This window comes from Nitratireductor rhodophyticola (assembly GCF_019891355.1).
Taxonomy (GTDB): Bacteria; Pseudomonadota; Alphaproteobacteria; order Rhizobiales; family Rhizobiaceae; genus Nitratireductor; species Nitratireductor rhodophyticola.
Window position 1 is genome coordinate 678,874 of record NZ_JAHSSF010000001.1, and the last position, 25,926, is coordinate 704,799.

Consider the following 25,926-nt stretch of genomic DNA (forward strand, 5'->3'; position numbering starts at 1 on the left):
CACCAAGGAACTTCGGAAAAGCCATGCTCGACAGTCTGAGAAACGCCGCCTCCACCTGGATCGCCAAGCTGCTCCTGGGCCTGCTTGTCGTGAGCTTTGCTGTCTGGGGCATTTCCGGTCAGGTCCTGAATGACCAGTCCCGCAACGTTCTGTCAGCTGGCGACTCCTCGGTTTCCATGCTGGATTTCCGGCTTGCCTATGACCGGCAGATCAACGCTCTTTCACAGCAGCTCGGAACCCGCGTGACGCGGGAGCAGGCGGTCGCCTTCGGTCTGGACGACCAGGTGCTGCAGCAGCTTGCCGCCGGCGCTTTGCTGGACGAAGAGGCCCGCCGGCTCGGCCTCGGCCTTTCGGGTGACAAGCTCGCCCAGCTGACCGCGGACGACCCGGCGTTCCGCGGCCCCGACGGCCGCTTCGACCGCCAGCAGTTCGATTTCGTGCTGCGCCAGATCGGCATGCGCCCCGAGGACTATCTGAAAAACCGCGAGCAGGTGGCCATTCGCCAGCAGATTGTCGAAGCCGCGACAGACGGCATGAGCGTGCCGGATGAGCTGTTCAAGAATCTCGCGCTCTATCGTGGCGAAGACCGCACCGTCGAATATCTCGCCGTGCCCCGGGCTCTTGTCGAACCAGTCGCCCAGCCGGACGATGCCACGCTCCAGGCATGGTTCGATGAGCGCAAGGACGCCTATGCCGCCCCCGAATACCGCAAGTTCAGCTATGTGAAGCTTGAACCCTCCGATATCGCGGATCCGGAAGGCATTTCCGATGCGCAGGTGCAGAAAGCCTATGAGGATCTGCGCGATCGCTACACGACACCGGAGAAGCGCACGATTGACCAGATCGTGTTTTCGGATCGCGCTGCGGCTGAAGCGGCGCTCAAAGACCTGCTGGACGGCAAGAATTTTGCAGACGTGGCAACGGCTGCCGGCAAAAGCAGCTCGGACATCGCCCTTGGTACGCTTGCCCGCGGTGACGTTGCAGACGATGCAGTCGCCGATGCGGCATTCTCGCTCGAGGCGAACCAGTTCAGCGATGTGATCGACGGGGCTTTTGGACCCGTCATCGTCTATGTCTCGGACATTCAGTCTGAGGTTGTGCAGCCACTAGGTGAAGTCGAGAGCGAGATCCGCCAGGACCTGGCGCTCGAAGAGGCTGCACGCGTTCTGCTTGATGTTCATGATTCCTATGAAGACGCCCGCGCAGGCGGCGCTTCCATGGCCGAAGCTGCAGAAAGGCTGAAGCTTTCCATGCGGACCATCGAGGCCATCGACGCAAGTGCGCGCCGCCCTGATGGAACCATTGTGGGCGACCTGCCCGTTTCGGCCGAGCTTCTGCGCGAGGTTTTCGAGAGCGAAACCGGCATTGAAAATGCGCCGCTTTCCATGGGCGGCAACGGTTTTGTGTTTTATGAGGTCGAAGGCATCACGCCCGAGCGCGACCGTTCGCTGGATGAAGTTCGCGATCAGGTTACACAGGACTGGCTGAAGGCGGAAACGGACCGCCTGCTGGCCGAGCGTGCCTCTGCATTCGCCAAGCGTCTTGAGGAAGGCGCGTCGCTGGACGAAATCGCGACCGAAATCGGCCAGGAGAAGCAGGTCAAGCGCGGCCTCAAGCGCAATGCCAACGACGCCGACCTTGGCCAGGCGGGTGTTGCGGCGGTGTTCTCCGTTCCGCGCAACGGAACCGGCGTTTTTGCGAATCCGGCTGGCGACGGCCAGTTCCTGTTCAGGGTCACGGAAGTGTTCGAGCCGGCCAGTGCGACGGCAGAGAGCATTCCCGACAATCAGCGCGCCACGATGCGTTCGGCACTTGCCGATGACCTGCTTGACCAGATGGTTGCGCGCCTGCAGGGCAAATATCCGGTTACGGTGAACCGGGCGGCCATGCAGGAAGCCCTGAGTTTCTGAGGCGGCAGATGAACGGATTCAAAACCTACATCGCCAAGGTCGCTTCTGGCGCCCCCCTGAGCTTTGACGAGGCAAGGCAGGCTTTCGACATCATGATGTCGGGCGATGCGACGCCAAGCCAGATCGGCGGTTTTCTCATGGCTCTGCGCGTGCGCGGCGAAACCGTGGAAGAGATTTCCGGCGCCGTTGCCACGATGCGCGACAAGATGCTGCCGGTCTCTGCTCCCGATGACGCGGTGGACATCGTCGGCACCGGCGGCGATGCCTCCGGCTCTTATAATGTTTCGACCTGCTCGGCCTTCATCGTTGCGGGTGCAGGCGTGCCCGTTGCGAAGCATGGCAACAGGGCGCTCTCTTCGCGGTCCGGTGCGGCTGACACGCTGGCTGCCCTTGGCATCAATATCGAGCTGACCCCGCAGGAGATCGCCGATTGCATCAACGAGGCGGGGCTGGGTTTCATGTTTGCGCCCGCCCATCACTCGGCCATGCGCCACGTCGGGCCGTCACGCGTTGAGCTCGGGACCCGCACGATCTTCAATCTTCTAGGGCCGCTTTCCAATCCGGCGGGTGTCCGCCGCCAGCTTGTGGGCGTGTTCGCACCGGAATGGGTGGCGCCAATCGCCGACGTGCTCAAACAGTTGGGTACAGAATCCGCCTGGGTCGTTCACGGCGCCGGGCTGGATGAGATGACCACCGCCGGAACGACGCAGGTTGCAGCGCTCGAGGACGGTGAAATCCGCCATTTTGAGATCACGCCCGAGGATGTCGGCCTGAAGCGGGTCACGATGGCGGATCTGAAAGGCGGCGAAGCGGCGTACAATGCCAGGGCGCTGAAAGCGGTTCTGGAAGGCGAGAAAAACGCCTATCGCGATATCTGCCTGTTGAACTCGGGTGCGGCGCTGGTTGTCGCAGGACGCGCAAAGACCCTGAAGGATGGCATGAAGCTGGCCGCTGAATCGCTTGACCACGGGCATGCGCTGGCCACCCTGAATCAGCTGATCGAGGTTTCGAACAGGGGAGCCCCGAGCGGTGACGACTGATATTCTACGCAAAATCGAAGCCTATAAGCGCGAGGAGATCGCTGCGGCCAAGACCACTACGCCCCTGCCCGATCTTGTTGCCAGAGCACGCGACGTCGAGGCACCGCGCGGCTTCGCCGATGCGCTTCTTCACAAACAGGCGGCCGGCCGCTTTGGGCTGATTGCCGAAATAAAGAAGGCGAGCCCGTCGCGCGGGCTCATTCGCGCAGATTTCGACCCTCCCCGGCTGGCCGCGGCCTATGAAGAAGGCGGTGCTGCGTGCCTTTCCGTGTTGACCGACGGACCTTCCTTTCAGGGTGCGCCTGCGTTTCTCGAAGCTGCCCGCTCCGCATGTGCGCTGCCGGCGCTGCGCAAGGATTTCCTGTTCGAACCCTATCAGGTTTACGAAGCGCGTAGCTGGGGGGCGGACGCCATCCTGATCATCATGGCAAGCGTTTCGGACAATGAAGCCCGGGCCCTTGAGGATACGGCCCTCGAACTCGGCATGGACTGCCTGATCGAGGTCCACGACGAGCGTGAGCTGGAGCGGTCTCTCGAGCTTTCGTCACGCCTCATCGGTATCAACAATCGCAATCTGCGCACCTTTGAAACAAGCCTTGAAACCAGCGAACGGCTGGCTCCACGCGTGCCGGAAAACCGGCTGGTGGTTGGCGAGAGTGGCATCTTCACCAATGAAGATTGCCGTCGCCTGGCGCGTGCCGGCATGAACACCTTTCTGGTCGGCGAGAGCCTGATGCGGCAGGAGGATGTCGCAGGCGCAACCCGTGCCCTGCTGGGGCTCGACACAACAAATCCGGCAGGCTGAACGATGAGCAACGACACCGGAAAGCTGACGCATATCGGCGCTTCCGGAGAAGCGCATATGGTGGATGTGAGCGGCAAGCAGGAAAGCCGCAGGGAGGCCGTCGCCGAAGGCGCTGTCGCCATGCAGGCGCAAACGCTGGAAGCCATCCTTTCGGGCAATGCCAAGAAGGGCGATGTGCTCGCCACCGCGCGCATAGCCGGTATCATGGGCGCCAAGAAGACATCTGACCTCATTCCACTATGCCATCCGCTGGCGCTTTCCAAAGTGGTGGTGGAAATCGAGGCGGATAACGCGCTGCCCGGCCTGAGAGTGCGTGCCCGTGTGCGGGTGACCGGCCAGACCGGGGTTGAAATGGAAGCGCTGACAGCCGTCTCCATCACCTGCCTGACCATTTACGACATGGCAAAGGCGCTGGATAAGGGAATGATCATCAGAGACGTTCGCCTTCTCGAAAAAACCGGAGGCAAATCCGGCGACTGGCGCGCACCGGAGCCTTCGGCATGACGCTTCTGCCGGTGGACGAGGCGCTGGAGCGCATTCTCGACGGCGTGAAGGCCCTGCCCGGTGAAATGGTGCCGATCGAAGAGGCGGACGGACGTGTTCTGGCCGCACCGCTTTCGGCGATGCGCACACAGCCGCCTTTCGACGCGTCCGCCATGGATGGCTACGCCGTGCGGGCTGCGGATGTCGAAACACCGCGTGCGGTGCGGTTGCGGGTGATCGGGGAATCGGCTGCCGGCAATCGGTTTCATGGCGCGGTCGGCGCCAGCGAAGCCGTTCGCATCTTCACCGGAGCGCCGGTGCCGGAAGGCGCCGATACGATCCTCATCCAGGAAAACGCCGACCTTCTCGACGATGGCAGCATCGAAGCAACGAGCACAGTGGCCAGCGGGCGCCACATCCGCAGGGCCGGGCTCGATTTTGTCGAAGGCGATGTCGTTCTCGAACAGGGCCGCCGACTCGGGCCGGCCGGTGTCGGTCTTGCCGCTGCCGCCGGCCACGCAATGCTTTCGGTGACCGAGCGTCCGCTGGTTGCCATCATCGCCACGGGCGATGAGCTGGTGCGACCGGGCGAGGCCTGCGGCCCCGATCAGATCGTCGCTTCCAACGGGTTCGCCATTGGGGCTCTTGCCAAAAGCGAAGGGGCCCAGATCCTCGATCTCGGCATTGTCGGCGACGACAGCGCCGAGATCACCGCCGCAGTGCAAAGGGCCGCCGCGGCGGGCGCGCATGTGCTTGTAACCCTTGGCGGCGCTTCCGTAGGGGCTCGCGATCTGGTGCGGCAAGCCCTGCTTGATGCCGGCATGTCGCTCGACTTCTGGAAGATCGCCATGCGCCCGGGCAAGCCGCTCATGTTTGGCCGGCTGGAACATCGGAACAGCCGAAACCCGGATTCCACTTCCCGGCCCGATACCACCGGAACCATGCGGGTGCTTGGCCTTCCCGGCAATCCGGTCTCAAGCCTTGTCTGCGCCCATCTTTTCCTGCGCCCGCTTGTTGCCCGCCTTGGCCAGCGCAGCCACACGCCGGATCTGCGCGCTGCGGTTCTGGCGAGTGCCCTGCGCGAGAATGACGATCGCCGCGACTATATCCGCGCTTCGGTCGCTTCCGGCCCTGAGGGGCTGATCGCAACGCCCTTTTCGCTGCAGGATTCCTCCATGCTGACCACCCTGGCCGCGGCCAATGCGCTTATCGTGCGCGAACCGGGCGCGCCGGCTGCCGAGCCAGGTTCGCGCTGCCGCGTTCTGATGCTGGCATAGCCTCCAGGTATCCGCCGGAGAGCGGCGCTGCAGGGTAGGAAAAATCGGGACCGAGGACCTTACCCGTCGCCGCGGCCGGGAATGGGCAGTGTCATCTCTCTTCCGCCAAATCCATGAACGGAATCGCGTGCGCGAATGGTGACATGGGTCAGCCCGTCAGGCAGCGACACGCCGGAGAGGCTGCGGGTAAATGGCTGTTCGTTCACATGCGGGTGCAGGAGTTTGCGTGACCCGAGGACGTTGCCGGCATCGTCGACCACGTCCCATTGATCCGCGTAGTGCTCCCACCCTTCATCTGCATGTTCCACGGTGACGTCGAAGCGGTAGGCGCCGCCGGTTTCGGCGACGATTTTCACGTCGACGACATCCGCTTCACCGGCCATCACCGCTGGTGTGAACGCCGCGAACACGATTGAGAATGCGAAAAACCCGGCGCGCCATGCCCGGCTACCATGGAGACGTCCATGGATCGGGGCGGCACTGCCGGGTTTCAACACGACCCTGTTCCCGATCAGAACGGGATTTCGTCGTCGAGGTTCTGCGAATAGCCGCCTCCGCCGCCACCGCTGTCGGCGGGGCCGGACTGGCCGAAGTCGGAGCTGCGATTGCCGCCTCCGCCACTGTATCCGACCTGACTGTCGCCACCCTGGCCGCGCGTGTCGAGCATCTGCAGTTCGCCACGGAATTTTTGCAGCACGACTTCGGTCGTGTAACGCTCCTGACCGTTCTGGTCGGTCCATTTGCGCGTCTGGAGCTGGCCCTCGATATAGACCTTGGCGCCCTTCTTCAGATACTGCTCGGCAACCTTGGCGAGATTGTCGTTGAAAATCACCACATTATGCCATTCGGTGCGCTCACGCCGCTCGCCCGACTGGCGATCGCGCCATGTTTCCGATGTGGCAATCCGCATGTTGACCACCGGATCGCCGGAATTGAGCCGGCGAATTTCCGGGTCGGCGCCCAGATTTCCCACCAGAATGACCTTGTTGACGCTGCCCGCCATAACGCTTCTCCACGCTTGTCCGAAATCTGTCGCGCACCTTATCGCAAGCGAAGCTGCCGCGCGCTCTTCGCCTTTGTCCGCTCCGCTGTCGTCCACAGCTCATTTGTTCTTATTATGTTCACATTCGGCGGACATCTGTCAATGCCGTCAAGAGCGCCTTCCGGGACGCCCTCTGCGGCCGCCCCGAGCGACGCTCCGGGCCGGCAGATGCAAGGAAAAGCCCCGCCGCCTTCTGGTCGCGCGGGGCTTCGGGTCTTCTGACCCTCCATACCGGGAATGGTTTACCGGTGCCGTCAGGCAGGGCGATTTCACCAACCCTGTCTTCAAGTAAATCTGATTTTTGGGGGCAGCCAGCCGCCAGCGTTGTCATGCCTGCCGGCGAATGCGTTCTCCAGAAACGTCATGCGCCATGGACCGGAACCGAAACACATGCGTCGCGCCATGCGCCGAATGCGTTGCGGACCGATCAGCCAGCTGTGGCTTCGCGATCGAGGCGAAGCCCGGTGGATCGGTCAGGTGGATTCATGCCTTCCTCCTTCTTCGCGTTTCGGACATTTGCTCGGCGTCAGCGTGCTCAAGCGACGATGCGCAGCCGAAGCGCCCACCGGCGCCTCTTGCGAGCGCTCAAAAGCCGCGAGCGCTGACCGGGGCATACTGCGCCTTCGGGTTTCGCCGGTCAAGCGAATGGCCCGCCATGCCGGCAAATGTGATCGTCTGTAACGATCCGCACACTCCTGCCAGACACGCTCCGGCCATAATTGTCAGGAGAACGTTCGGCCTTTGTTCTTTTTGCTTGCCCATCAGCCGGGCAAGCGTGTTAAGGAAGGACATGCGCCCTTCCGCTCGTTGAGCGGCACTGGCGTATCTGCGGCGAAGCGATACCGGCTGGCGTCATCCCTGGCGCTGCGGTCGACATTTGCGTGCCGCTTCCTACATGATGCACGGACCGGCATGCTGCCGGCCAATCCGGTTTCTCAAGACAGGCAGCGACGGGGCATGCCAGAACACAAGTCCATTACCATTCGCGGTGCGCGCGAGCACAATCTGAAGAATGTCGATCTCGACCTGCCGCGCGAGAAGCTGATCGTCATGACAGGCCTGTCGGGTTCCGGCAAGTCGTCGCTCGCCTTCGACACGATCTATGCCGAGGGACAGCGGCGCTATGTGGAGAGCCTTTCGGCCTATGCGCGCCAGTTCCTGGAAATGATGCAGAAGCCGGATGTCGACCAGATCGACGGGCTTTCGCCGGCCATTTCCATCGAGCAGAAAACAACGTCGAAGAACCCGCGCTCCACCGTCGGCACGGTGACGGAAATCTACGACTATATGCGTCTGCTTTTCGCACGCGTGGGCGTGCCCTATTCGCCAGCCACGGGCCTGCCCATCGAGAGCCAGACGGTGAGCCAGATGGTCGACCGGGTGATGGCGCTGGACGAAGGCACGCGGCTCTATGTGCTCGCTCCCATCGTGCGCGGACGCAAGGGCGAATACCGCAAGGAGATGGCCGAACTCCAGAAGAAGGGCTTTCAGCGCGTCAAGGTGGACGGCACGTTCTATGAGATCGCCGAGGTGCCGGCACTCGACAAGAAATACAAGCACGACATCGACGTGGTGGTGGACCGCGTCGTGGTGCGCGACGACCTGGCGACCCGGCTGGCGGATTCGCTCGAAACCTGCCTAAAACTCGCCGAAGGGCTGGCGATTGCCGAATTTGCCGACAGGCCGTTGTCCGACGAGGCGACCGCAAAGGGTGGCGGGGCCAACAAATCGAAGAACGAGACGCATGAGCGCATCGTTTTTTCGGAAAAGTTTGCCTGTCCCGTGTCAGGTTTCACGATCCCGGAGATCGAGCCGCGTCTGTTTTCGTTCAACAATCCGGCGGGCGCATGCCCCACCTGCGACGGGCTCGGCAGCCAGCGCGCCATCGATCCGAATCTGGTGGTGCCGGACGACAATGCGATCCTGCGCGAAGGGGCAATTGCACCCTGGGCGAAATCGACCTCGCCCTATTATCTGCAGACGCTGGAGGCGCTGGGCCGCGAATACGGCTTCAAGGTGGGCGACCGCTGGCGCGACCTGCCGGCAGACGGACAGCACGCGATCCTGAATGGCACGGGCGAGAAGAAGATCGTCTTCGACTATGATGACGGCCTGCGCAGCTACCGAACCACAAAGCCCTTCGAGGGTGTCGTGGTCAATCTCCAGCGCCGCTGGAAGGAGACCGAATCGGCCTGGATGCGCGAGGAGATCGAGCGCTACATGTCGGCACACCCCTGCCCGGCGTGCGGCGGACACCGCCTGAAGCCCGAGGCGCTGGCGGTGAAGATCGACGGCCTGCATATCGGTCAGGTCACCGAAATGTCGATCCGCAAGGCGGGTGCATGGTTCGAGGATCTGCCTGAGAATCTCAATGACAAACAGAATGAGATTGCGGTCCGCATCCTGAAGGAGATCCGCGAGCGGCTGCGCTTTCTCAACGATGTGGGCCTCGACTATCTGACGCTTTCGCGCAATTCGGGCACGCTTTCGGGCGGCGAGAGCCAGCGCATCCGGCTTGCCTCACAGATCGGTTCCGGCCTGACCGGCGTTCTTTATGTGCTCGACGAGCCGTCCATCGGCCTGCATCAGCGCGACAATGACCGGCTTCTCGCAACGCTTAGACATCTGCGCGATCTCGGCAATACGGTGATCGTGGTCGAGCATGACGAGGACGCCATTCTGACGGCCGACCATGTGGTCGACATCGGCCCTGCCGCTGGCGTCCACGGCGGGCAGATCATCGCCGAAGGCACGCCGCGCGACATCATGGCCAGCCCGGCCTCCATCACCGGCAAATATCTGACCGGTGCGATGGGGATCAAGATGCCCGAGCAGCGCCGCGAAATCCCGAAGAAGCGCCGCATCCGCGTCGTGGGCGCGCGCGGAAACAATTTGAAGGATGTGACGGCGGAAGTGCCGCTCGGCACGTTTTCCTGCGTCACCGGCGTTTCCGGTGGCGGCAAGTCCACGCTTCTGATCGAGACGCTGTTCAAGTCTGCCTCGCGCCGGATCATGGGCTCGCGCGAACAGCCCGCCGAGCATGACAGGATCGAAGGGCTCGAACATCTCGACAAGGTGATCGACATCGACCAGTCGCCGATCGGGCGCACGCCCCGGTCCAACCCGGCCACCTATACCGGCGCGTTCACGCCGATCCGCGACTGGTTTGCCGGCCTGCCGGAAGCCAAGGCGCGCGGCTACCAGCCCGGGCGCTTCTCGTTCAACGTCAAGGGCGGCCGCTGCGAGGCCTGCCAGGGCGACGGCGTCATCAAGATCGAGATGCATTTTTTGCCGGATGTCTATGTCACCTGCGATGTCTGCCATGGCAAGCGCTACAACCGCGAGACGCTCGAAGTCACCTTCAAGGGCAAGTCGATTGCCGATGTGCTGGAAATGACGGTGGATGAAGGCGTGGAATTTTTCGCTGCCGTGCCGGCCGTGCGCGACAAGCTGGTCACGCTCGCCCGCGTCGGTCTTGGCTATATCCATATCGGCCAGCAGGCCACCACACTTTCAGGCGGCGAGGCGCAGCGCATCAAGCTTGCCAAGGAACTGTCGAAACGGGCCACGGGCCGCACGCTCTACATTCTGGACGAGCCAACCACGGGCCTGCATTTCCACGATGTGGCAAAGCTGCTTGAAGTGCTGCATGAACTGGTCGACCAGGGCAACACGGTCGTGGTGATCGAGCACAATCTCGAAGTCATCAAGACCGCGGACTGGATCCTCGATCTGGGTCCCGAAGGCGGCGACGGCGGCGGCGAACTCGTCGCCTCGGGCTCCATCGACGACGTGATGGCCGAGCCGCGCAGCTATACCGGCAAATTCCTGAAAGAACTTCTCGAACGCCGGCCCGCCGGCAAGGCACAGGCAGCGGAGTAAACTGATGACCACAGGCACCATTCGCGCCGGCATGGGCGGCTGGACGTTTCAGCCATGGGAAGGCACGTTCTATCCCGACGACCTGCCGAAGAAGCGACAGCTTGAATATGCCTCACGGCAGGTGCCGACAATCGAGGTGAACGGCACCTATTACGGCAGCCAGAAACCGGCCACCTATGCCAAATGGGCAAGTGAGGCGCCGGATGGGTTTGTCTTTTCGCTCAAGGGAAACCGCTTCGTGACGAACCGCAAGGTTCTCTCGGAAGCAGCTGAATCTCTTGAAAAATTTCTTGGATCGGGCATTTCCGAGATCGGCGAGAAGCTGGGCCCGCTGGTCTGGCAGTTCGCGCCGACGAAAAAGTTCGATCCCGAGGATTTCGAGGGTTTTCTGAAACTGCTGCCGCACCAGCGCGATGGCGTGCCTCTCCGACATGTTCTGGAGGTACGCAACGAGACCTTCTGTACACCGGAATTTCCTCAGCTTGTGCGCAAATACGGTGCGGCAGTCTGCTATGCGCATCACAACACTTACCCGGAGATCGCCGACGTGACCGGCGATTTCGTCTATGCCCGCCTGCAGCGCGGCGAGGACGACATCCCGACCGCATATCCTCCCAACGAGCTCGATGGATGGGCGAAGCGCGCGAGGCTCTGGGCCGCGGGCGGACAGCCGGACGACCTGCCCCTCATGGACCCGGCCTTCACGCCGGAGACAAAGCCGCGCGACGTGTTCGTCTATTTCATCCATGAAGGAAAGATTCGCGCGCCGCATGCCGCCAGGGCTTTCATGGAGCGTGCAGGCTAGATCGCCGTGCGTCCACCCGGACGCACAAAGGACGATCTAAATTATGGATGGAGCATCGGAATAGCCCGAAAGCCGGATTCCACTTTTCGGTCCGATGCTCTGGCTCATGTCTGCGTGATTTTATGAGTTGCCTTTGGTATTCGCTCTAAAACGCTAATTTTGCTTATGTTTGTTCGCTTCTTTGGGAGCGTTCCGCGTGCGTTTGTATGGTCCCAGCCCGCGGGCGGCGCGTGAAAACTGGCGTTGCTCATGCCATGGCCGATGGGGCTCGCTGATCGCATAAGCGATGTTGAACAGAAGCGCGTCAGGCCCCTTTCGTTCAATGCGTATCTCGGCACTGCCACGACGGGCCAGGTCGCGCGCCGTGACTGTGTGTGTGCCATCGACCCCGCAGGGCTGATCGATGCGCGCATCATTGATGACGACAAGATCGACGGCCCCACACAGTTCACGAAGGGACCGTCTCGACATTGGCACATCCCCCTTGCTCACATGGCCGATAATCGCTCCGCTTTCGTGGCGCAGGACGCAGATGGCGTCGTTGCACAGGAAGTGATGCGCTGACGCCCGGGCAATGAGTTCGGCGGTGCTCGCGCCGCTCAACCCGTCCGGTTTTCGCACAGTTTCGGTGCCTTCTGCGCGCAGCCAGTTTTCCAGCGAAAACGCATTGGGACGCTTTCGATTGACTGCGAGCGCGCCATCCTGCGTGCGTACCGCCACGAGGCGTGCGTCCTCGGAGATGAGGACGTCAGGCAGACTGCGTGTCGCTATGAGAAAAAATCCCATCGCCAGGAACGGCAATGCGGCAATCCTCAACCTCGTTGTGGTCATGGTGAGAACGACGAGTGCCGCTGTCAGGCTCAGTGTGGCGCCAAGCGGTATCGCCCCGGTCGCATCGATGGGGGTTCGCTCCGAGAACCATCGCGAGATGCTCATGACCGTGGAAATGCCCCATCCCATCACGGCCAGCGGCCACCCATCGAGATTGAGCGGCATGGTCGCAATTGCGGCGACGGCCGAGGGCATCACCACGAGGGAAACGACAGGCATCGCCGCCAGATTGGCGCCGAGAGCCAGCGGCGAGGCCCGCTGAAAATGCCAGACGCCATAAAGCGTTGTTGCGGTTCCGGCGATCAGGGATGTGAGCGCAATTCCGCCAATGGCCAGGAGAACGAGATGGATGAGCTTCGCAGCACCTCTCCGCTCGACATATGGCTTTCGGGCTAGCCGCTTCTCGCGGTGCGCGTTCCACGCCGCATAGCCTGCGATCAGGGCGGCCGTTGCCGAAAAAGACATCTGGAAGCCCGGCCCGACCACCTCATGTGGCGTCGTGATGATCACCGCCAGTGCCGCAACCGCGAGGTTGCGCATGGTCAGGGCAGCGCGGTCGAACAACAGCGCCAGCAGCATGACCGCCAGCATGAGAAAGCTGCGCTGCGCCGCCACACCGCTGCCGGAAACAAGCAGATAGAAGAAGCAGACAAGCAGCGCCGCTGCGGCGGCGTATTTGCGCACGGGATGGCGTGAAGAAAAGCCCGGGAACAGGGCAAAGCCCAGCCTTGCCGCCCCGATGATCGTGAAAGCTGCAAGCGCCATGTGCAGCCCCGAAATGGCAAGGACATGCGCAAGCCCGGCGCGGCGCAGGTCTTCATTATAGGCTTCGGGGATGCCGCCCCTCATGCCGGTGATCAAGGCGGCTGCAACCTCGCCTTCGGCCCCGCCCACTCGCTCGCGCAGCCTCGCGGCCAGGCTTTCCCGCAGTCCCTGCAGGGTGGACGACATCCGCTGCACCCACTGCCGCGCCCCGGGCAACTGCTCGATCTCCACAGGTTCGGGATCGCGCATGAAAAAGCCCACAGCCCCGAGGCCGTCAAAATAGCTCTCGAAAGAAAAATCATAGGCGTGCGGCCGCACCGGCCCCGAGGGCGTCATCAGGCGCACGAGGCCCTCGATCCCGTCACCCGGCCTCAGCCCAGCCGGGATGGAGCGCGCCGACAGGCGCGCCCGCGCCGGTGCATAACGCAATTGCGGGCGTCTGGTGGACACCACATCCACTGTCAGGCGGAAACGCCCATTCGCACGATGCTCAATGCTGATGACGCGGGCGGTGAGCCGGGTGGTCACGTCGGCGCCGAGCATGGGCGTACCGGCCCGCCAGCTCTCCACTTTGGCGCAGGCGAGCCCCAGCAGAACGATGAGGGCGGCAAGAACGGCACCACGCAGCAGCGGCTTTCCCGCGGCCAGGAATGCCACAAGGGCAAGCGCGAGCAGACCGCAGACAACGGCATAGGCCGGTGGTTCGACCGGCAGGGCGAAATAAGCGAGCGCGCCACTGCCCAGCAGGACAGGAAGCCAGAGGAACAGGGTGCCTCTTGCGGCTTCCCGCGAAAGTGCGGCGCGCATGTCTGCATTCAGGCGCTTGCCGAGCGGAGCGCCGAGGCCATGGATACGCGCTGCGACCGGCGTATGCGCAGGGCGCGCCGGCGGCACCAAGATGCCCTGCGTTGCGTCTTCAGCTTCCGGCGTCTGCGTGCCGACGGCGAACTGCGCCCGCTCGTCGCTCTCCGCAATTGCCAGTTTGCCCCCCATCGGCCTGGCCTCCCGTGCAATACTTGCGCCCGGACCGTTCTATGCTACATGACAGCCAACCGAAGGCCACCTGCGGTATCACACACCCTAGCGGATCGTGAGACCGCGCCAATTCCCGGGATAGATTCATGACCACACCCGTCGTCACGCGCTTTGCACCCTCGCCCACCGGATTCCTTCATATCGGCGGTGCGCGCACGGCCCTTTTCAACTGGCTCTATGCGCGCCACACCGGTGGAAAAATGCTGCTGCGCATCGAGGACACGGACCGGCAGCGCTCGACCGATGAGGCCACGGCGGCCATTCTGGACGGGCTTGCCTGGCTGGGGCTCAACTGCGACGGAGAACCGGTCTCGCAGTTCGAGCGGGCGGACCGGCATCGCGCGGTCGCCGAGGAACTGGTCGCCAGGGGCGAGGCCTATTACTGCTACAGCTCCCAGGAAGAGCTTGAGGCGATGCGCGAGAAGGCGCGCGCCGAGGGCCGCCCGCCCCGCTATGACGGCACCTGGCGCGACCGTGATCCTTCAGAGGCTCCCGAAGGCGTCAAGCCGGTGATCCGCATCAAGACGCCCCGGGAGGGCGAAACCGTGGTCCAGGACCAGGTGCAGGGCACGGTGCGCTTTCCCAACAAGGATCTCGACGATTTCATCATCCTGCGCTCCGACGGTTCGCCGACCTACATGCATGCCGTCGTGGTGGACGATCACGACATGGGCGTCACACACATCATTCGTGGCGACGATCATCTGACCAATGCCGCGCGCCAGACGGTGATCTACAGGGCCATGGGCTGGGAGGTGCCGGTGATGGCCCATATCCCGCTTATTCATGGGCCAGACGGCGCCAAACTCTCCAAGCGCCACGGTGCGCTCGGCGTCGAGGCCTATCGGGAGATGGGATATCTTCCCTCCGCGCTGCGCAACTATCTGGCACGGCTCGGCTGGAGCCACGGAGATGACGAGATCATGTCCGACGAGGACATGATTCGCTGGTTCGACATCGTTGACGTGAACAAGGGCGCCGCGCGTTTCGATTTCCAGAAGCTGGAAGCGCTCAACGGCGTGCATATGCGGCAGATGGACGATGCGAAGCTGCTCGACGTGCTGGTCGGCACATTGCCATATCTCGACGGTGGGAAAGCGCTTCTCGACGCACTCGACGAGACCCGGAAAAACCAGCTTTTGCAGGCCCTTCCCGGCTTGAAAGAGCGTGCCAAGACTCTCGTGGAACTCGTTGATAGTGCGGGCTTTCTTTTCGCAGAGCGCCCACTGTCGATCGACGAGAAAGCTGCACAGCTGCTCGATGAGAATGCACGCCAGCTGCTTGCGGAAATTCTTCCCGTATTGCAAAATGTCGGCGATTGGACCCTTGCGAACATCGAAGCTGCTGTCCGCGTCTTTGCGGAACAGACCGAACGCAAGCTTGGCAAAGTTGCCCAACCCTTGCGGGCAGCGCTCGTCGGGCGCACCACATCGCCAGGCATCTTCGATGTTCTCTCCGTTCTTGGGCGAGAGGAGAGTTTGGCGCGCATCCGCGATCAGGCTGCCTAGCTTCGTCCCGCAAAGGACCTGGCTGGCGGACAGGGTTCGATCACCGAGAGCGTGCTGCACTGCAATATTCAGATGCTGCACGCGCTTGGCACCACGGGGGAAATGCGTTAGCTATTTCGCGCGCTCGACCGCCGGCCATTTTTATTTGGGCGACAGTTTTCTGGCGCCAAGTTCCTTGAAGTGAGAGGTGATTGCGATGACCAAACCAACTGCGAAGCTGGAAATTGGCGGCCAGGAAGAAGGGCACGAATTCGAGGTTTTGAAGGGCAGCGTAGGCCCGGATGTCGTCAACATCACCTCGCTCTACAAAGACACCGGCATGTTCACCTACGATCCGGGCTTTACCTCGACCGCAAGCTGCGAATCGAAGATCACCTATATCGACGGCGACGAGGGAATTCTGCTGCACCGCGGCTATCCGATCGAACAGCTTGCCGAACATGGCGACTTCCTTGAGACCTGCTACCTGCTGCTCTACGGCGAACTGCCGACCAAGGCGCAGAAAGAGGATTTCGACTACCGCGTGACGCACCACACCATGGTGCATGAGCAGATGAACCGCTTCTTCACCGGTTTCCGCCGCGATGCACATCCGATGGCCGTCATGTGCGGCGTGGTCGGTGCGATGTCGGCCTTCTACCACGACTCGACCGACATTTCCGACCCGCATCAGCGTATGGTGGCGAGCCTGCGCATGATCGCCAAGATGCCGACCATCGCCGCCATGGCCTACAAATATCACGTGGGTCAGCCGTTCGTTTATCCCAAGAACGAGCTCGGCTATGCCGCCAACTTCCTGCACATGTGCTTTGCCGTGCCGTGCGAGGAGTACAAGGTGAACCCGGTTCTGGCGCGCGCAATGGAGCGCATCTTCATCCTGCACGCCGATCATGAGCAGAACGCCTCCACCTCGACGGTGCGTCTGGCCGGTTCTTCCGGTGCCAATCCGTTCGCCTGCATCGCGGCCGGCATCGCCTGTCTCTGGGGCCCGGCCCATGGCGGCGCCAACGAGGCAGCGCTCAACATGCTGGACGAGATCGGTTCCGTCGACCGCATTCCCGAATTCATCGACCGCGCCAAGGACAAGAACGATCCGTTCCGCCTCATGGGCTTCGGCCACCGGGTCTACAAGAATTACGATCCGCGCGCGAAGATCATGCAGAAGACCTGCCACGAGGTGTTAAGCGAACTGGGCATCAAGGATGACCCGCAGCTCGACATCGCCATGGAGCTGGAGCGCATTGCGCTGACGGATGAGTATTTCATCGAAAAGAAGCTCTACCCGAACATCGACTTCTATTCCGGCATCACGCTGAAGGCGCTGGGCTTCCCCACCACCATGTTCACGGTGCTCTTCGCGCTCGCGCGCACCGTCGGCTGGATCGCCCAGTGGAAAGAGATGATCGAGGATCCGAAGCAGAAGATCGGCCGCCCGCGCCAGCTCTATACGGGCGCGACGCAGCGCGACTACGTGCCGATCGCCAAGCGCTGATTCCTTATAGGATGCGACGAAGCCCCGCCGTTTTTCGGCGGGGCTTTTTCTTTATGGAGCGGCTCTGGCTTCCAGCGTGAGATGCGGCAGCCCGTTGGATGTGCGCTCGCGGGAATGCCCGTCCGGACCGAGAGTTCCGCGAATGCGTTTGCGGTGGTTGGAGAAGCTCTCGAACGTGACGACGTCCACGGGTTCGTCCAGGTCGATCACGACGCGAAACCAGCCGGGGCGCTGCCTTTGCGAAGCGATCAGGGTTCCCTCAAACGGCCGCGAGAGATAGGTCCCCTGCACGCGCTGCCCGGGAGTCCATGCATCAGGCCCATTCTGCCCGATTGCCGCGCAAAGCGTGTTCCAGTCGCGATATCCATGCTGGTGCGCGATGGTTTCGAGCGCCTGCGCATGCGATACGACGCGGCCGCGGTCCTTCAGATGCTGACGCAGGCGCTTTGCGAGCGCCTTTGCCTCTGCCATCGTCGGCAGTTCGGGCTTCATGCCTGCTCTCCCCTCACCGGCGGAAAAAGCCCCCATCCCAGCCTGTTTCCCCGGGCCATGCGGTAAAGCACGATGACGGTGAGGACGAAAAGCATCGCTTCGGCAAACGGCCCGGCAACCCAGATACCGGCCTCGCCGAAAATTGCGGCGAGCGCGAAGGTGAGCGGGATCGCAAAGAGATATGGCTTCGAAAGACCGAGCAGCGCCGCCCGGCCCGCATCACCGATCGCCTGAAAATGCATCGCGATCATCATCAGCGGACCAGTGGCGAAGAACAGGCCCGTCATCACGGGAAGGATGCGCGCCACTTCGGCCACGACCGCTCGATCCCCGACGAAGGCCTGCCCGATCGCAGAGGCGAAACAGGCCATCAGAACCTGAAGCGCAAGGCAGTAGACGAAGGCGACGACAACAGCAAATTGCAGGTTCCTGTTCACGCGCAACAGCCTGTCCGCGCCGAAATTGTTGCCCGTGATCGTCTGCATGGCATGGCTCAATCCAAGAAGCGGTAGGAAAGCGAAGGTCATGACCCTCGTTATGATCCCGTATGCCGAAACGGTGGTCCCATAGCCCGGCGCCCCTACCCATTGAAGTGCTGTAAGGATCGTTGCCGACCCCAGCGCGAGGCCGATAAAATTCAGGCTCTGCGGCGCGCCGAGTGCCAGGATGCTTGCCCAGCCTCCATGCAGCCCGTGGCGCACAAGCACGGAAAGAGGCAGTTGCGTCCGGCCCCGCAGACGAAAGGCAAGAATGCCTGCGAATGCGAGCGCCTGAGCGAGTGCGGTTCCATAAGCAGAACCGGCAACCCCCATGCCGAGACCGGCGATCAACATGTAGTTGAAGCCGATATTGGCGATTGAGACCAGAAGGCTCATCGCGGCCATCAGGTTGACGCGGCCCTCATTGCGCAATGCGTCGGAGTTGACGGAAAGCAGGAACAGAAGGGGTGAAAAGAAGACCGTGATCCGCAGATAAATCAGCCCCATCTCCGCCAGTTGCTGCGAGCCACCGGCAACAAGCAGGGAGATCGCCGGTCCAAACGGAAGGAAAAGCAGCATCAGAAGAAGGCTGACAAAAAGCGCGAGCCCGTGCGCGCCGGCGAACACTCTGCCTGCCGCCTGTATTTCGGCCGCGCCAAGACGACGTGCCAGAAGGCTCGACATGCCGCTCGAAACAAGCGTCGCCAGTGCGACAACGAGCATATAAAGCGGAAACATGAGCGTGACGGCGGCCAGCGCATCCGGTCCGACGAAATGCCCGAGGAAGAGCGCGTCGCAGACAGCAAGCAGTCCGTTCATGCCCATCACGAAGATGATCGGAAGCGCGGTACGCGCATAGATGGGTCCGAGAGGACCTTCGGTGAATGCGTTGGTGGGCTTTTCAGACAAATCCCCGTTCTCCTGTCGCAAGAGCCGCGCTGAAAAGGACGGGGGTCCGCATTGCCATCCGCGCGACATGCGTGGAAGAGGATCGAAAAGGTCTGAGGCAGAACTTCACCGTGACATGATGCCAGCGGACGGCAGGCGTCTGCAGCCGATCTGCTCTCTAGCCGGAAGCCGCCTCGACGTCAATGATCTGCGTGCTTTGCGAGCCTGTTGCCGGAAAAGCCTGCAAAATCTCAGGCGGCGCCTGAAACATGCCGGAGAACCACCTGCGCAGCGATCTCACCGGACGGTCGTGCGGTGGCCAGTGCGTCGGCGATCTCCTGGAAGCCGGCCATCTGCGCGGCCCGACCCGGCTTGTCGTCCCACAATGTCGTGATCTGGCGGGCCAGATAGGACGGCCGGACATATTGATTGAAATGTTCAGGCACGACCGGCCAGCCGGCAATCAGGTTTGGCAGGGCGGCCGACCACACGGTGATCAATGGAATAAGCGCACGCGCCGCGAAATCCGTCTTGTAGCAAAGAATGGTCGGCACCCGAGCCAGGGCCAGCTCCAGCGAGACGGTTCCGGAGCATGCCAGTGCTGCATCGGCCTCGGCAAACGCCTGCCATTTGCGGTTCTGATCGAGGATGATTTCGGGCTTTTGGGGCCAGTCCTTCACCGCAGCCTCGATCATGGAGGCGACGTGCGGGACGGTGGGCATCAGCACACGGAAATCGTGCCCCGCCTCATGAAGGTGGCGCACGGTTTCCCCAAAAGGCTGGAGAAGACGCGAGACCTCGCCACGGCGCGATCCGGGCAGAAGAAGCAGCGACCGCTGTTCGTCAGGCGCTTTGTCCGCCCCAGACAGATGCGCCTGCGCCGCAGCCAGGATGTTCGGGTCGCTTGCCAGACGATGGCCGACAAAGGTGCCGGCCGGGCCGCCGAGCCGTTCCAGCTCCGCGGGTTCGAACGGCAGAAGACAAAGCACCTCGTCGACATGCGGGCGCATGGCGGGCGCCCTTCCCGGCCGCCATGCCCAGACGCTCGGGCAGACATAATGAATGATCGGGATGGAAGGCGCGAGCGCGCGCACCTTCTTCGCGACGCGGAGGCTGAACTCGGGACTATCGATGGTGATCAGGCAGTCGGGCCCGGCATCTGCAATGGCTTTTGCCGTCTGGCCGATGCGGCGTATCAGTCGGGGCAGATCGCGCACGATAGCGCTGATCCCCATCAGAGCAATCTCCTCGGCATCAAAGATCGACTCCAGGCCCTGTGCGATCAGCCCTCGCCCGCCAACACCCAGAAGCTCGACGTCCGACCCGCTTTCCCGACGGAGCGCCTCTATGAGGTCTGCACCCAGAAGGTCCCCGGATTCCTCGCCGGCAATGATGGCAATCTTCAAAGGGCGGCGTTCAACGCTCATCGTGCGCCTCCGGATCGAGCCCGATCACGAACAGACCATGCTCGTCTGCCAGCCCGATCGTGGTCGCATAGTCCAGGATCAGCGAACGCCCGGCCTCGACGCCGACGCCGGCGAGCCCGGCGGCATGTGCCGCCCGTATCGTATCGGGGCCTATGGTCGGCATGTCGGCGCGTTTCTCCTGATCCGGCTTGACGCACTTCACCAGTGCGCCGCCCGCCTTTCCCGCAAGGCGCCCATGGTTGCGCATGCCGCGCATCCGCTCAAGCAGCCCTGCAGTTCCCTCAATGCCTTCCAGCGCCACGGCACGGCCGCCCACGGCGATGGCGGCCTGACCGATGTCGAGCGCACCGATCATGCGGGCTGCCTCGTAGGCGGCGGCCAGGTCTTTCCTGTCGGAGGCCTTTGGCCCGCTGCGGGTCATGACCCCTTCGGGCGCGAGAAGCTCCGGTGCAATCTCGTGCGCGCCCAGAACGCGAATGCCTTTGGATTCGATATGCGCAATGACCGCGCGCAGGAGACCATCGTCCCCCTTTGCATAGGCTGCCAGAAGTTTGGGAAGAGCGCGGAACACATCCCATCCAAGCCTGACCTTCAGGATCGGCGGTCGGCGGCTTACCCCCCCGGCAAGCACGAGATGGGTCACGCCTGCGCGCTTGAGCCTGGGCAGGAACAGCCCCAGACGCTCGGCCGGCGCCGGCCATAGATCGAAATCGGCGACGTTCTCGCCATCCAGCCAGTCCGCCTCACCCTCAATGGCAACGACGAGCGGCCTGTGCCCGCCCTTGACGAGCGTGCGCACCACATCCCGCGGCAGGGCTCCGCTGCCGGCGACGACCGCAACACGGGCATCGCGCGGCAGAACCGGGTGGTTTTCAGGCTGTGTCATCATCCTCGGACGCGCCTTTGCCACGCGCCGGGAGTGTGAAGTGGCGCTTGTCCCTGCCGGAAACGAAGGCGACAATGTCTCCGATCAGCTCCGAAGAGGGATAAGCGTTCCGGACAGCGACGGCGTTTTCTTCCAGCGATGCCCCTTCCGCAAAGAGCATCCTGTAGGCCCTGCGCAGGGCCGCAATGTCCTCGCGCGGCATGCCCGAGCGTTTCAGGCCGACAAGGTTGAGGCCACGCAGGCGCGCCCGGTCCCCGACCGCCATGCCATAGGGGATGACATCGCCCACCACGGCGGCAAATCCGCCCAGAAATGCGTGATGGCCAATGCGTACGAACTGATGAACGGCGGCATAGCCCGAAATGATCACATGATCGCCGATCTCTGCATGCCCGCCGAGACCGGCATAGTTGGCCATGGTCACGTGGTTGCCGACATCACTGTCATGCGCGACATGCGAATAGGCCATGAAAAGGCCGTGTGAACCGACCGTCGTCCTGCCGCGGCTTGTGTCCGTTCCCGAGTGAAAGGTTACGCCCTCGCGTATCACGCAATGGGCGCCGACATCGAGCGTGCTCTTGCCGCCCTTGTGCTTGAAGTTCTGCGGCGGAGCGCCGAGAACGGCCTGCGGGTAGACCTGGCAGGCCTCGCCCAGCGTCGTGTCGCCCATGATCGTCACATGGCCGATCAGTTCCACGTCGTCATGAAGCCTGGCGCCCGAAGACACATGGCAAAACGGGCCGATGCGAACCCCTTCGCCCAGTTCGGCACCGGGCTCGATAACGGCCGAAGGGTGAATGACAGTCTCGCGCGCCATAAAATTCCCGTCAGCTCGCCTGCTCAACGGACATCATCGCCGAGATGACCGCCTCGGCAACCTTGGCCTCGTCCACCTTTGCGACGCAATCGAACTTCCAGATGCTGCCGCGCTGCTTGACCTTCGTCACGTGGATCTCGAGACGGTCGCCGGGCACGACGGGCTTGCGGAACTTGGCATTGTCGATGGTCATGAAATAAACGAGCGAAGGGGTTTCGTCGCCGGCATTGTTGATGCAGATCGCACCGGCGGTCTGCGCCATTGCCTCGACGATCAGGACCCCCGGCATGACCGGCTGCGCCGGAAAGTGCCCCGTGAAATGAGGCTCGTTCATCGTGACATTCTTGATGCCGATGGCCGAACGGTCACCGTCGATCTCGACAATCCTGTCGACCAGAAGAAACGGGTAACGATGCGGAAGCAGCCGCATCAGATCCATGATGTCCAGGCTTTCAAGCGTGGTCGAAGCGGTGTCACTCATCCCCGTCCCTCATTCTCTTTCTCTTCCCGTCTACCAGCCCCCGCAAGGCAGCCAGCTCGCGAAACGCCTCGCGTATCGGCTGGGCGGGGGAACCGGCCCAGCGCTCGCCGGCCGGCACGTCGTTCATGACGCCGCTCGACGCGGCAAGCTGCGCACCGGTGCCTATGTTGATGTGATCGGCTATACCGACGCGGCCGCCCAGCATGACGAAATCACCCAGCGTCACAGAGCCCGAAAGGCCGCAATTGCCGGCAATGACGCAGCTGCGGCCGATGCGGACATTGTGCGCCACCTGGACGAGGTTATCGATCTTCGTGCCCTGCCCGATGACCGTATCCACGAGTGCGCCGCGATCAACGGTGGTGTTGGCGCCTATCTCGACATCGTCCTGAATGACGACCCGGCCGATCTGCGGCAGTTTTTCCAGTCCCCTTGCGCCCGGCAGATAGCCGAAACCGTCCTGGCCGATCCGCACGCCGGCATGGAGGATGACGCGATCACCGATCATGGCGCACTGGACCGAGGCCCCGGGGCCGACATAGCTGTCCCGGCCAATCCGGGTGAATGCACCGATCACGGCATTGGGCGCGATGGTCGTGCCGCGTCCGATCATGACGCCCGCGCCGATGACGGCGCCGGGCTCCACAATCACACCATCCTCAAGAACGGCATCGGCCGCCACGCTCGCCCGGACGGATATCCCGGTCTCGCCGGTCATCGATCCGGGGCTCATGGCCTGAGGAAAGAGAAGCCGTGTGATCTCGGCGAATGCGACCTGCGGCTTGTCGACGATCAGAACCGCGACAGTATCGGGGCAATGGCCTGCCGCCTCGCGCTTGCACAGGACAGCGGCGGCTGTCGTGTTTCGCACGAGCTCGGCGTTGCGTTTGCCCTCGATGAAAACAAGCATGCCGGCCCCGCCCTCAGACGCGGCGGCAACGCCCTCGATCACGACCTCTGCGAGCTCGGGGCGAACAAGCTCAGCTCCCGTCAGCGAGGCAACCTCGCCTGCCGTGATGCGGCGTGCGGGAGGAAAAAAATCAGGGTCCTTCATGGAAACCTTTCGCCCGGGCCCACAGGGCCCGGGCTAAACGGAACTGCTCCAGCAACACGCAACGGCTAGAAGCGTGTCGAAATACCGAAGTTGAAATGCTCCACGTCGTCCGTCTCTTCCTTCAGGACGGGGTAAGCATAGTCAACACGCAGCGGACCGAAGGGCGAAGCCCAGATCAGGCCGGCGCCCACGGAGGCGCGCCACTGCAGATCGGTTCCGATCGCGCCGGCAACGTCGCTGCCGTAGAGCGTGGCGGCGTCGGCGAAGACCGCGCCGCGAAGGCCGAAGCTCTCGGGCAGGATCGGGAACGGGAACTGGGCTTCGGCGGAAGCGTTGAAATAGGTCTTGCCGCCGATGTGATCGATGCCACCACCCGTCGAATTCTGATAGGGGCCGATGCCGTTGTAATCAAAGCCGCGAATGATGCGGTCGCTGCTCGAGAAATGATCGAACACGCGGAGATCGCCATCAAGCGCCTGAATGTGACCGGCGCCGACCGTGAACAAGCCGACCAGATCAAGCTCTTCCGACAGCGTGTGGTAATAGGTGCTGCGCGCGGTGGCCTTGACGAACTTGGCATCGCCACCGAGACCGGCAACCTCAAGCGTCAGGTTCGCATAAAGACCCGAATGCGGGTTCTTCATGTCGTCGATCGTGTTGTAGATCAGCGAACCGCTGACCGACGACTTGATCCACTTCTCCTGACCGATCGCTTCGACGAGCGCCGGAGCGAGGTTACAATTAGCGTCGTTGGCAGGATTCCCGTCGTTCAGGTTCGCGCAGTTGCCGATGCCCGTATATTCCTCCTGAGAGAGGTTGTAGGCGAGCTGCGTTGACAGCGCCTCGGTGATCGGCAGGCCGAAGCGGACCGTCGCACCCGTCGTGTCGCGCTCATATTTGTCGTCGAACTTGCGGGTGCGGCGATAGACGTCGAAACCGGCCGAGATGCGGCGACCAAGGAAATATGGCTCGGTGAACGAGAACGAGTAATCGCGCGAGTTCTTGCCGCCGCCGGCAGCAACGCGGACATACTGACCGCGACCAAGGAAGTTGCGCTCCGTGACGGAGCCTTCCACAGAGAAGCCACCGCTGCTGTCGACACCGCCGCTGGTCGAATAACCGGCGCCGATGGAGAATTCACCCGTCGACTTCTCGACCACATCGACCACCAGGACAACCTGATCGGGCTGCGATCCCGGCACGGTCGAGATGTTGACCGTCTGGAAGAAGTTGAGCGCTTCAAGGCGACGCTTGGCACGCTGCACCAGAACCTGGTTGAAGGCATCGCCCTCGCTCAGGTCGAATTCGCGGCGGATCACATAGTCGCGGGTGCGCTGGTTGCCGCGGATTTCGATGCGCTGGATATAGGCGCGCGGTCCCTCATCGATCGAATAGACGACATCGATCTCGCGGGTTTCGAAATTGCGGTTGCCGCGCGGCGTGACCTGCGCGAAGGCATAGCCCATGCCAGCGACGTGCTCGGTCAGGGCGATGATGGAATCTTCAACATTCTTCGCGCTGTAGACGCTGCCCTGACGGGTTTCGACCTGCGAGCGCAGGGTCTCCGGATCGATGCCGGAAATCGTGCTCTCGATGCCGATATTGCCAAAGCGATAGCGCTCGCCCTCTTCCACCGTGAAGGTGAGTGTGTAGGCGTTCTCGGTTTCGTCGAGATCGGCCGTCGCGGAAATGACGCGGAAATCGGCATAGCCACGATTGTAGTAGAAGCGACGCAGGGTCTCTTCGTCCGCGCGCAGGCGGTTATCGTCATAGATGTCGTTGCGCAGCAGGAAGGAAAGGAAATTCGACTGTTTCGTCGAAATCACATCCTTCAGACGACCATCACGGAATGCGTTGTTGCCGACGAAATTGATCGCGGCGATCTTCGTACGTCCGCCTTCCTGTACCTCGAAGATGACGTTGACGCGGCCATCCTCGAGTTCCTGCGTGCGGCTGCTGACGGTCGCGTCATCGCGGCCGATGCGCCGATAGGCTTCACGAATGGTCTCCTCGTCAGCCTGAAGCGCCTGATTGGAGAAGGACTTGCGTGGCTGCAGCTGGACGGCGCGCGCCAGGTTGGCGTCCTTGATCTTCTTGTTGCCCTGGAAAATCACCTGATTGACGATCGAGTACTCGTCGACCGTGACGATCAGCGCACCGCCCGACTGGCTGATCGAAACGTCAGCGAAAAGGCCAGTGGCAAACAGGCGTTTGACGGCATCATTCACATCGTCCTGCGAAAACGAACGCCCCGGGCGAATGCTGATATAATTGCGAATGGTTTCCGCGTCGACGCGACGGTTTCCACGCACCTCGATACGGCTGACCGTAGCGGCCTCGGCCGCCTCTATCGTGGCAAGCTCGACGGCGATTGTCCCCGTCATCGCCAACCCCGCCGAAAGGGCCACTGCCGAAACGGCGTTCTTAAAGCTCGAAGATGCCTTCATTGGGCCTGAAAACCTCTATTCTCTTTGTCCCCGCAGCGAGAAATAGGAACAATCTTGCAAAGCAGCTAACCTAATAGCCA

General features: G+C 62.4%; 21 protein-coding genes. 9 read left to right on the forward strand and 12 right to left on the reverse strand.

All coding sequences use genetic code 11. The features are described 5' to 3' along the window. Window positions 1-23: 23 nt before the first annotated feature. The 5 genes from KUG85_RS03185 to KUG85_RS03205 are packed head-to-tail and all read left to right on the forward strand — an operon-like array spanning window position 24 to window position 5,515. Window positions 24-1,910 (forward strand): SurA N-terminal domain-containing protein, encoded by a 1,887-nt coding sequence (locus KUG85_RS03185; RefSeq protein WP_223004099.1) that lies wholly within the window; start codon window positions 24-26, stop codon window positions 1,908-1,910. 8 nt (window positions 1,911-1,918) lie between these two features. After that, window positions 1,919-2,950 (forward strand): anthranilate phosphoribosyltransferase, encoded by a 1,032-nt coding sequence (gene trpD, locus KUG85_RS03190; RefSeq protein ID WP_065817478.1) that lies wholly within the window; start codon window positions 1,919-1,921, stop codon window positions 2,948-2,950. Continuing rightward, on the forward strand, window positions 2,940-3,755 hold the full coding sequence (gene trpC, locus KUG85_RS03195) for an indole-3-glycerol phosphate synthase TrpC (RefSeq protein WP_223004100.1): 816 nt from the start codon (window positions 2,940-2,942) through the stop codon (window positions 3,753-3,755). The genes trpD and trpC overlap by 11 nt, the downstream gene beginning before the upstream one ends. A 3-nt stretch (window positions 3,756-3,758) precedes the next feature. Then, on the forward strand, window positions 3,759-4,259 hold the full coding sequence (gene moaC, locus KUG85_RS03200) for a cyclic pyranopterin monophosphate synthase MoaC (RefSeq protein ID WP_223004101.1): 501 nt from the start codon (window positions 3,759-3,761) through the stop codon (window positions 4,257-4,259). Beyond that, complete coding sequence (locus KUG85_RS03205; RefSeq protein WP_223004102.1) at window positions 4,256-5,515, forward strand: molybdopterin molybdotransferase MoeA; 1,260 nt, start codon at window positions 4,256-4,258, stop codon at window positions 5,513-5,515. Before moaC ends, KUG85_RS03205 begins: the two co-directional genes overlap by 4 nt. A 59-nt stretch (window positions 5,516-5,574) precedes the next feature. On the opposite strand, the gene KUG85_RS03210 is transcribed toward KUG85_RS03205, so the two are convergent. The 3 genes from KUG85_RS03210 to KUG85_RS03220 form a co-directional block, all read right to left on the reverse strand. Beyond that, window positions 5,575-6,012 carry a hypothetical protein gene (locus KUG85_RS03210; protein WP_322098555.1) on the reverse strand — a complete coding sequence of 146 codons (438 nt, stop codon included), beginning with the start codon at window positions 6,010-6,012 and terminating at the stop codon, window positions 5,575-5,577. A gap of 14 nt (window positions 6,013-6,026) precedes the next feature. Beyond that, window positions 6,027-6,518: a single-stranded DNA-binding protein gene (locus tag KUG85_RS03215; protein WP_223004103.1), complete on the reverse strand. Its 492-nt coding sequence runs from the start codon at window positions 6,516-6,518 to the stop codon at window positions 6,027-6,029. 624 nt (window positions 6,519-7,142) lie between these two features. Next, entirely contained in the window at window positions 7,143-7,349 is a 207-nt protein-coding gene (locus KUG85_RS03220) for a hypothetical protein (RefSeq protein ID WP_223004104.1), read from the reverse strand. Between the two features lie 165 nt (window positions 7,350-7,514). Between KUG85_RS03220 and uvrA the strand changes: the two genes are divergently transcribed. Together uvrA and KUG85_RS03230 are read left to right on the forward strand one after the other, a co-directional pair. Beyond that, window positions 7,515-10,439: an excinuclease ABC subunit UvrA gene (gene uvrA, locus KUG85_RS03225; protein ID WP_223004105.1), complete on the forward strand. Its 2,925-nt coding sequence runs from the start codon at window positions 7,515-7,517 to the stop codon at window positions 10,437-10,439. 1 nt (window position 10,440) lies between these two features. After that, a complete protein-coding gene (locus tag KUG85_RS03230) occupies window positions 10,441-11,244 on the forward strand; it encodes a DUF72 domain-containing protein (protein WP_223004490.1) in 804 nt (267 codons plus the stop codon). A gap of 153 nt (window positions 11,245-11,397) precedes the next feature. On the opposite strand, the gene KUG85_RS03235 is transcribed toward KUG85_RS03230, so the two are convergent. After that, entirely contained in the window at window positions 11,398-13,833 is a 2,436-nt protein-coding gene (locus KUG85_RS03235; protein WP_223004106.1) for a ComEC/Rec2 family competence protein, read from the reverse strand. A gap of 128 nt (window positions 13,834-13,961) precedes the next feature. Between KUG85_RS03235 and gltX the strand changes: the two genes are divergently transcribed. Further along, entirely contained in the window at window positions 13,962-15,383 is a 1,422-nt protein-coding gene (gltX, locus tag KUG85_RS03240) for a glutamate--tRNA ligase (protein WP_223004107.1), read from the forward strand. A gap of 196 nt (window positions 15,384-15,579) precedes the next feature. Next, the gene (gene gltA, locus KUG85_RS03245) at window positions 15,580-16,875 is read left to right on the forward strand and encodes a citrate synthase (protein ID WP_007006705.1); all 1,296 of its coding nucleotides are present in this window, start codon (window positions 15,580-15,582) and stop codon (window positions 16,873-16,875) included. Between the two features lie 51 nt (window positions 16,876-16,926). On the opposite strand, the gene KUG85_RS03250 is transcribed toward gltA, so the two are convergent. The 8 genes from KUG85_RS03250 to bamA all read right to left on the reverse strand — a co-directional run bounded on the left by KUG85_RS03250 (window position 16,927) and on the right by bamA (window position 25,846). Further along, window positions 16,927-17,367 (reverse strand): glyoxalase superfamily protein, encoded by a 441-nt coding sequence (locus KUG85_RS03250; RefSeq protein ID WP_223004108.1) that lies wholly within the window; start codon window positions 17,365-17,367, stop codon window positions 16,927-16,929. Continuing rightward, the gene (locus KUG85_RS03255; RefSeq protein WP_223004109.1) at window positions 17,364-18,755 is read right to left on the reverse strand and encodes an MATE family efflux transporter; all 1,392 of its coding nucleotides are present in this window, start codon (window positions 18,753-18,755) and stop codon (window positions 17,364-17,366) included. Before KUG85_RS03255 ends, KUG85_RS03250 begins: the two co-directional genes overlap by 4 nt. A 230-nt stretch (window positions 18,756-18,985) precedes the next feature. Continuing rightward, window positions 18,986-20,161 carry a lipid-A-disaccharide synthase gene (gene lpxB / locus KUG85_RS03260; RefSeq protein ID WP_223004110.1) on the reverse strand — a complete coding sequence of 392 codons (1,176 nt, stop codon included), beginning with the start codon at window positions 20,159-20,161 and terminating at the stop codon, window positions 18,986-18,988. Further along, on the reverse strand, window positions 20,151-21,050 hold the full coding sequence (locus KUG85_RS03265; RefSeq protein WP_065817491.1) for an LpxI family protein: 900 nt from the start codon (window positions 21,048-21,050) through the stop codon (window positions 20,151-20,153). Before KUG85_RS03265 ends, lpxB begins: the two co-directional genes overlap by 11 nt. Further along, window positions 21,034-21,864: an acyl-ACP--UDP-N-acetylglucosamine O-acyltransferase gene (gene lpxA / locus KUG85_RS03270; protein ID WP_223004111.1), complete on the reverse strand. Its 831-nt coding sequence runs from the start codon at window positions 21,862-21,864 to the stop codon at window positions 21,034-21,036. The genes KUG85_RS03265 and lpxA overlap by 17 nt, the downstream gene beginning before the upstream one ends. A gap of 10 nt (window positions 21,865-21,874) precedes the next feature. Further along, on the reverse strand, window positions 21,875-22,345 hold the full coding sequence (gene fabZ / locus KUG85_RS03275; protein WP_065817492.1) for a 3-hydroxyacyl-ACP dehydratase FabZ: 471 nt from the start codon (window positions 22,343-22,345) through the stop codon (window positions 21,875-21,877). Then, a complete protein-coding gene (lpxD, locus tag KUG85_RS03280) occupies window positions 22,338-23,399 on the reverse strand; it encodes a UDP-3-O-(3-hydroxymyristoyl)glucosamine N-acyltransferase (protein ID WP_223004112.1) in 1,062 nt (353 codons plus the stop codon). The genes fabZ and lpxD overlap by 8 nt, the downstream gene beginning before the upstream one ends. A gap of 65 nt (window positions 23,400-23,464) precedes the next feature. Then, window positions 23,465-25,846, reverse strand: coding sequence for an outer membrane protein assembly factor BamA (bamA, locus tag KUG85_RS03285; protein ID WP_223004113.1), 2,382 nt, complete (start codon window positions 25,844-25,846; stop codon window positions 23,465-23,467). Window positions 25,847-25,926: the final 80 nt, after the last annotated feature.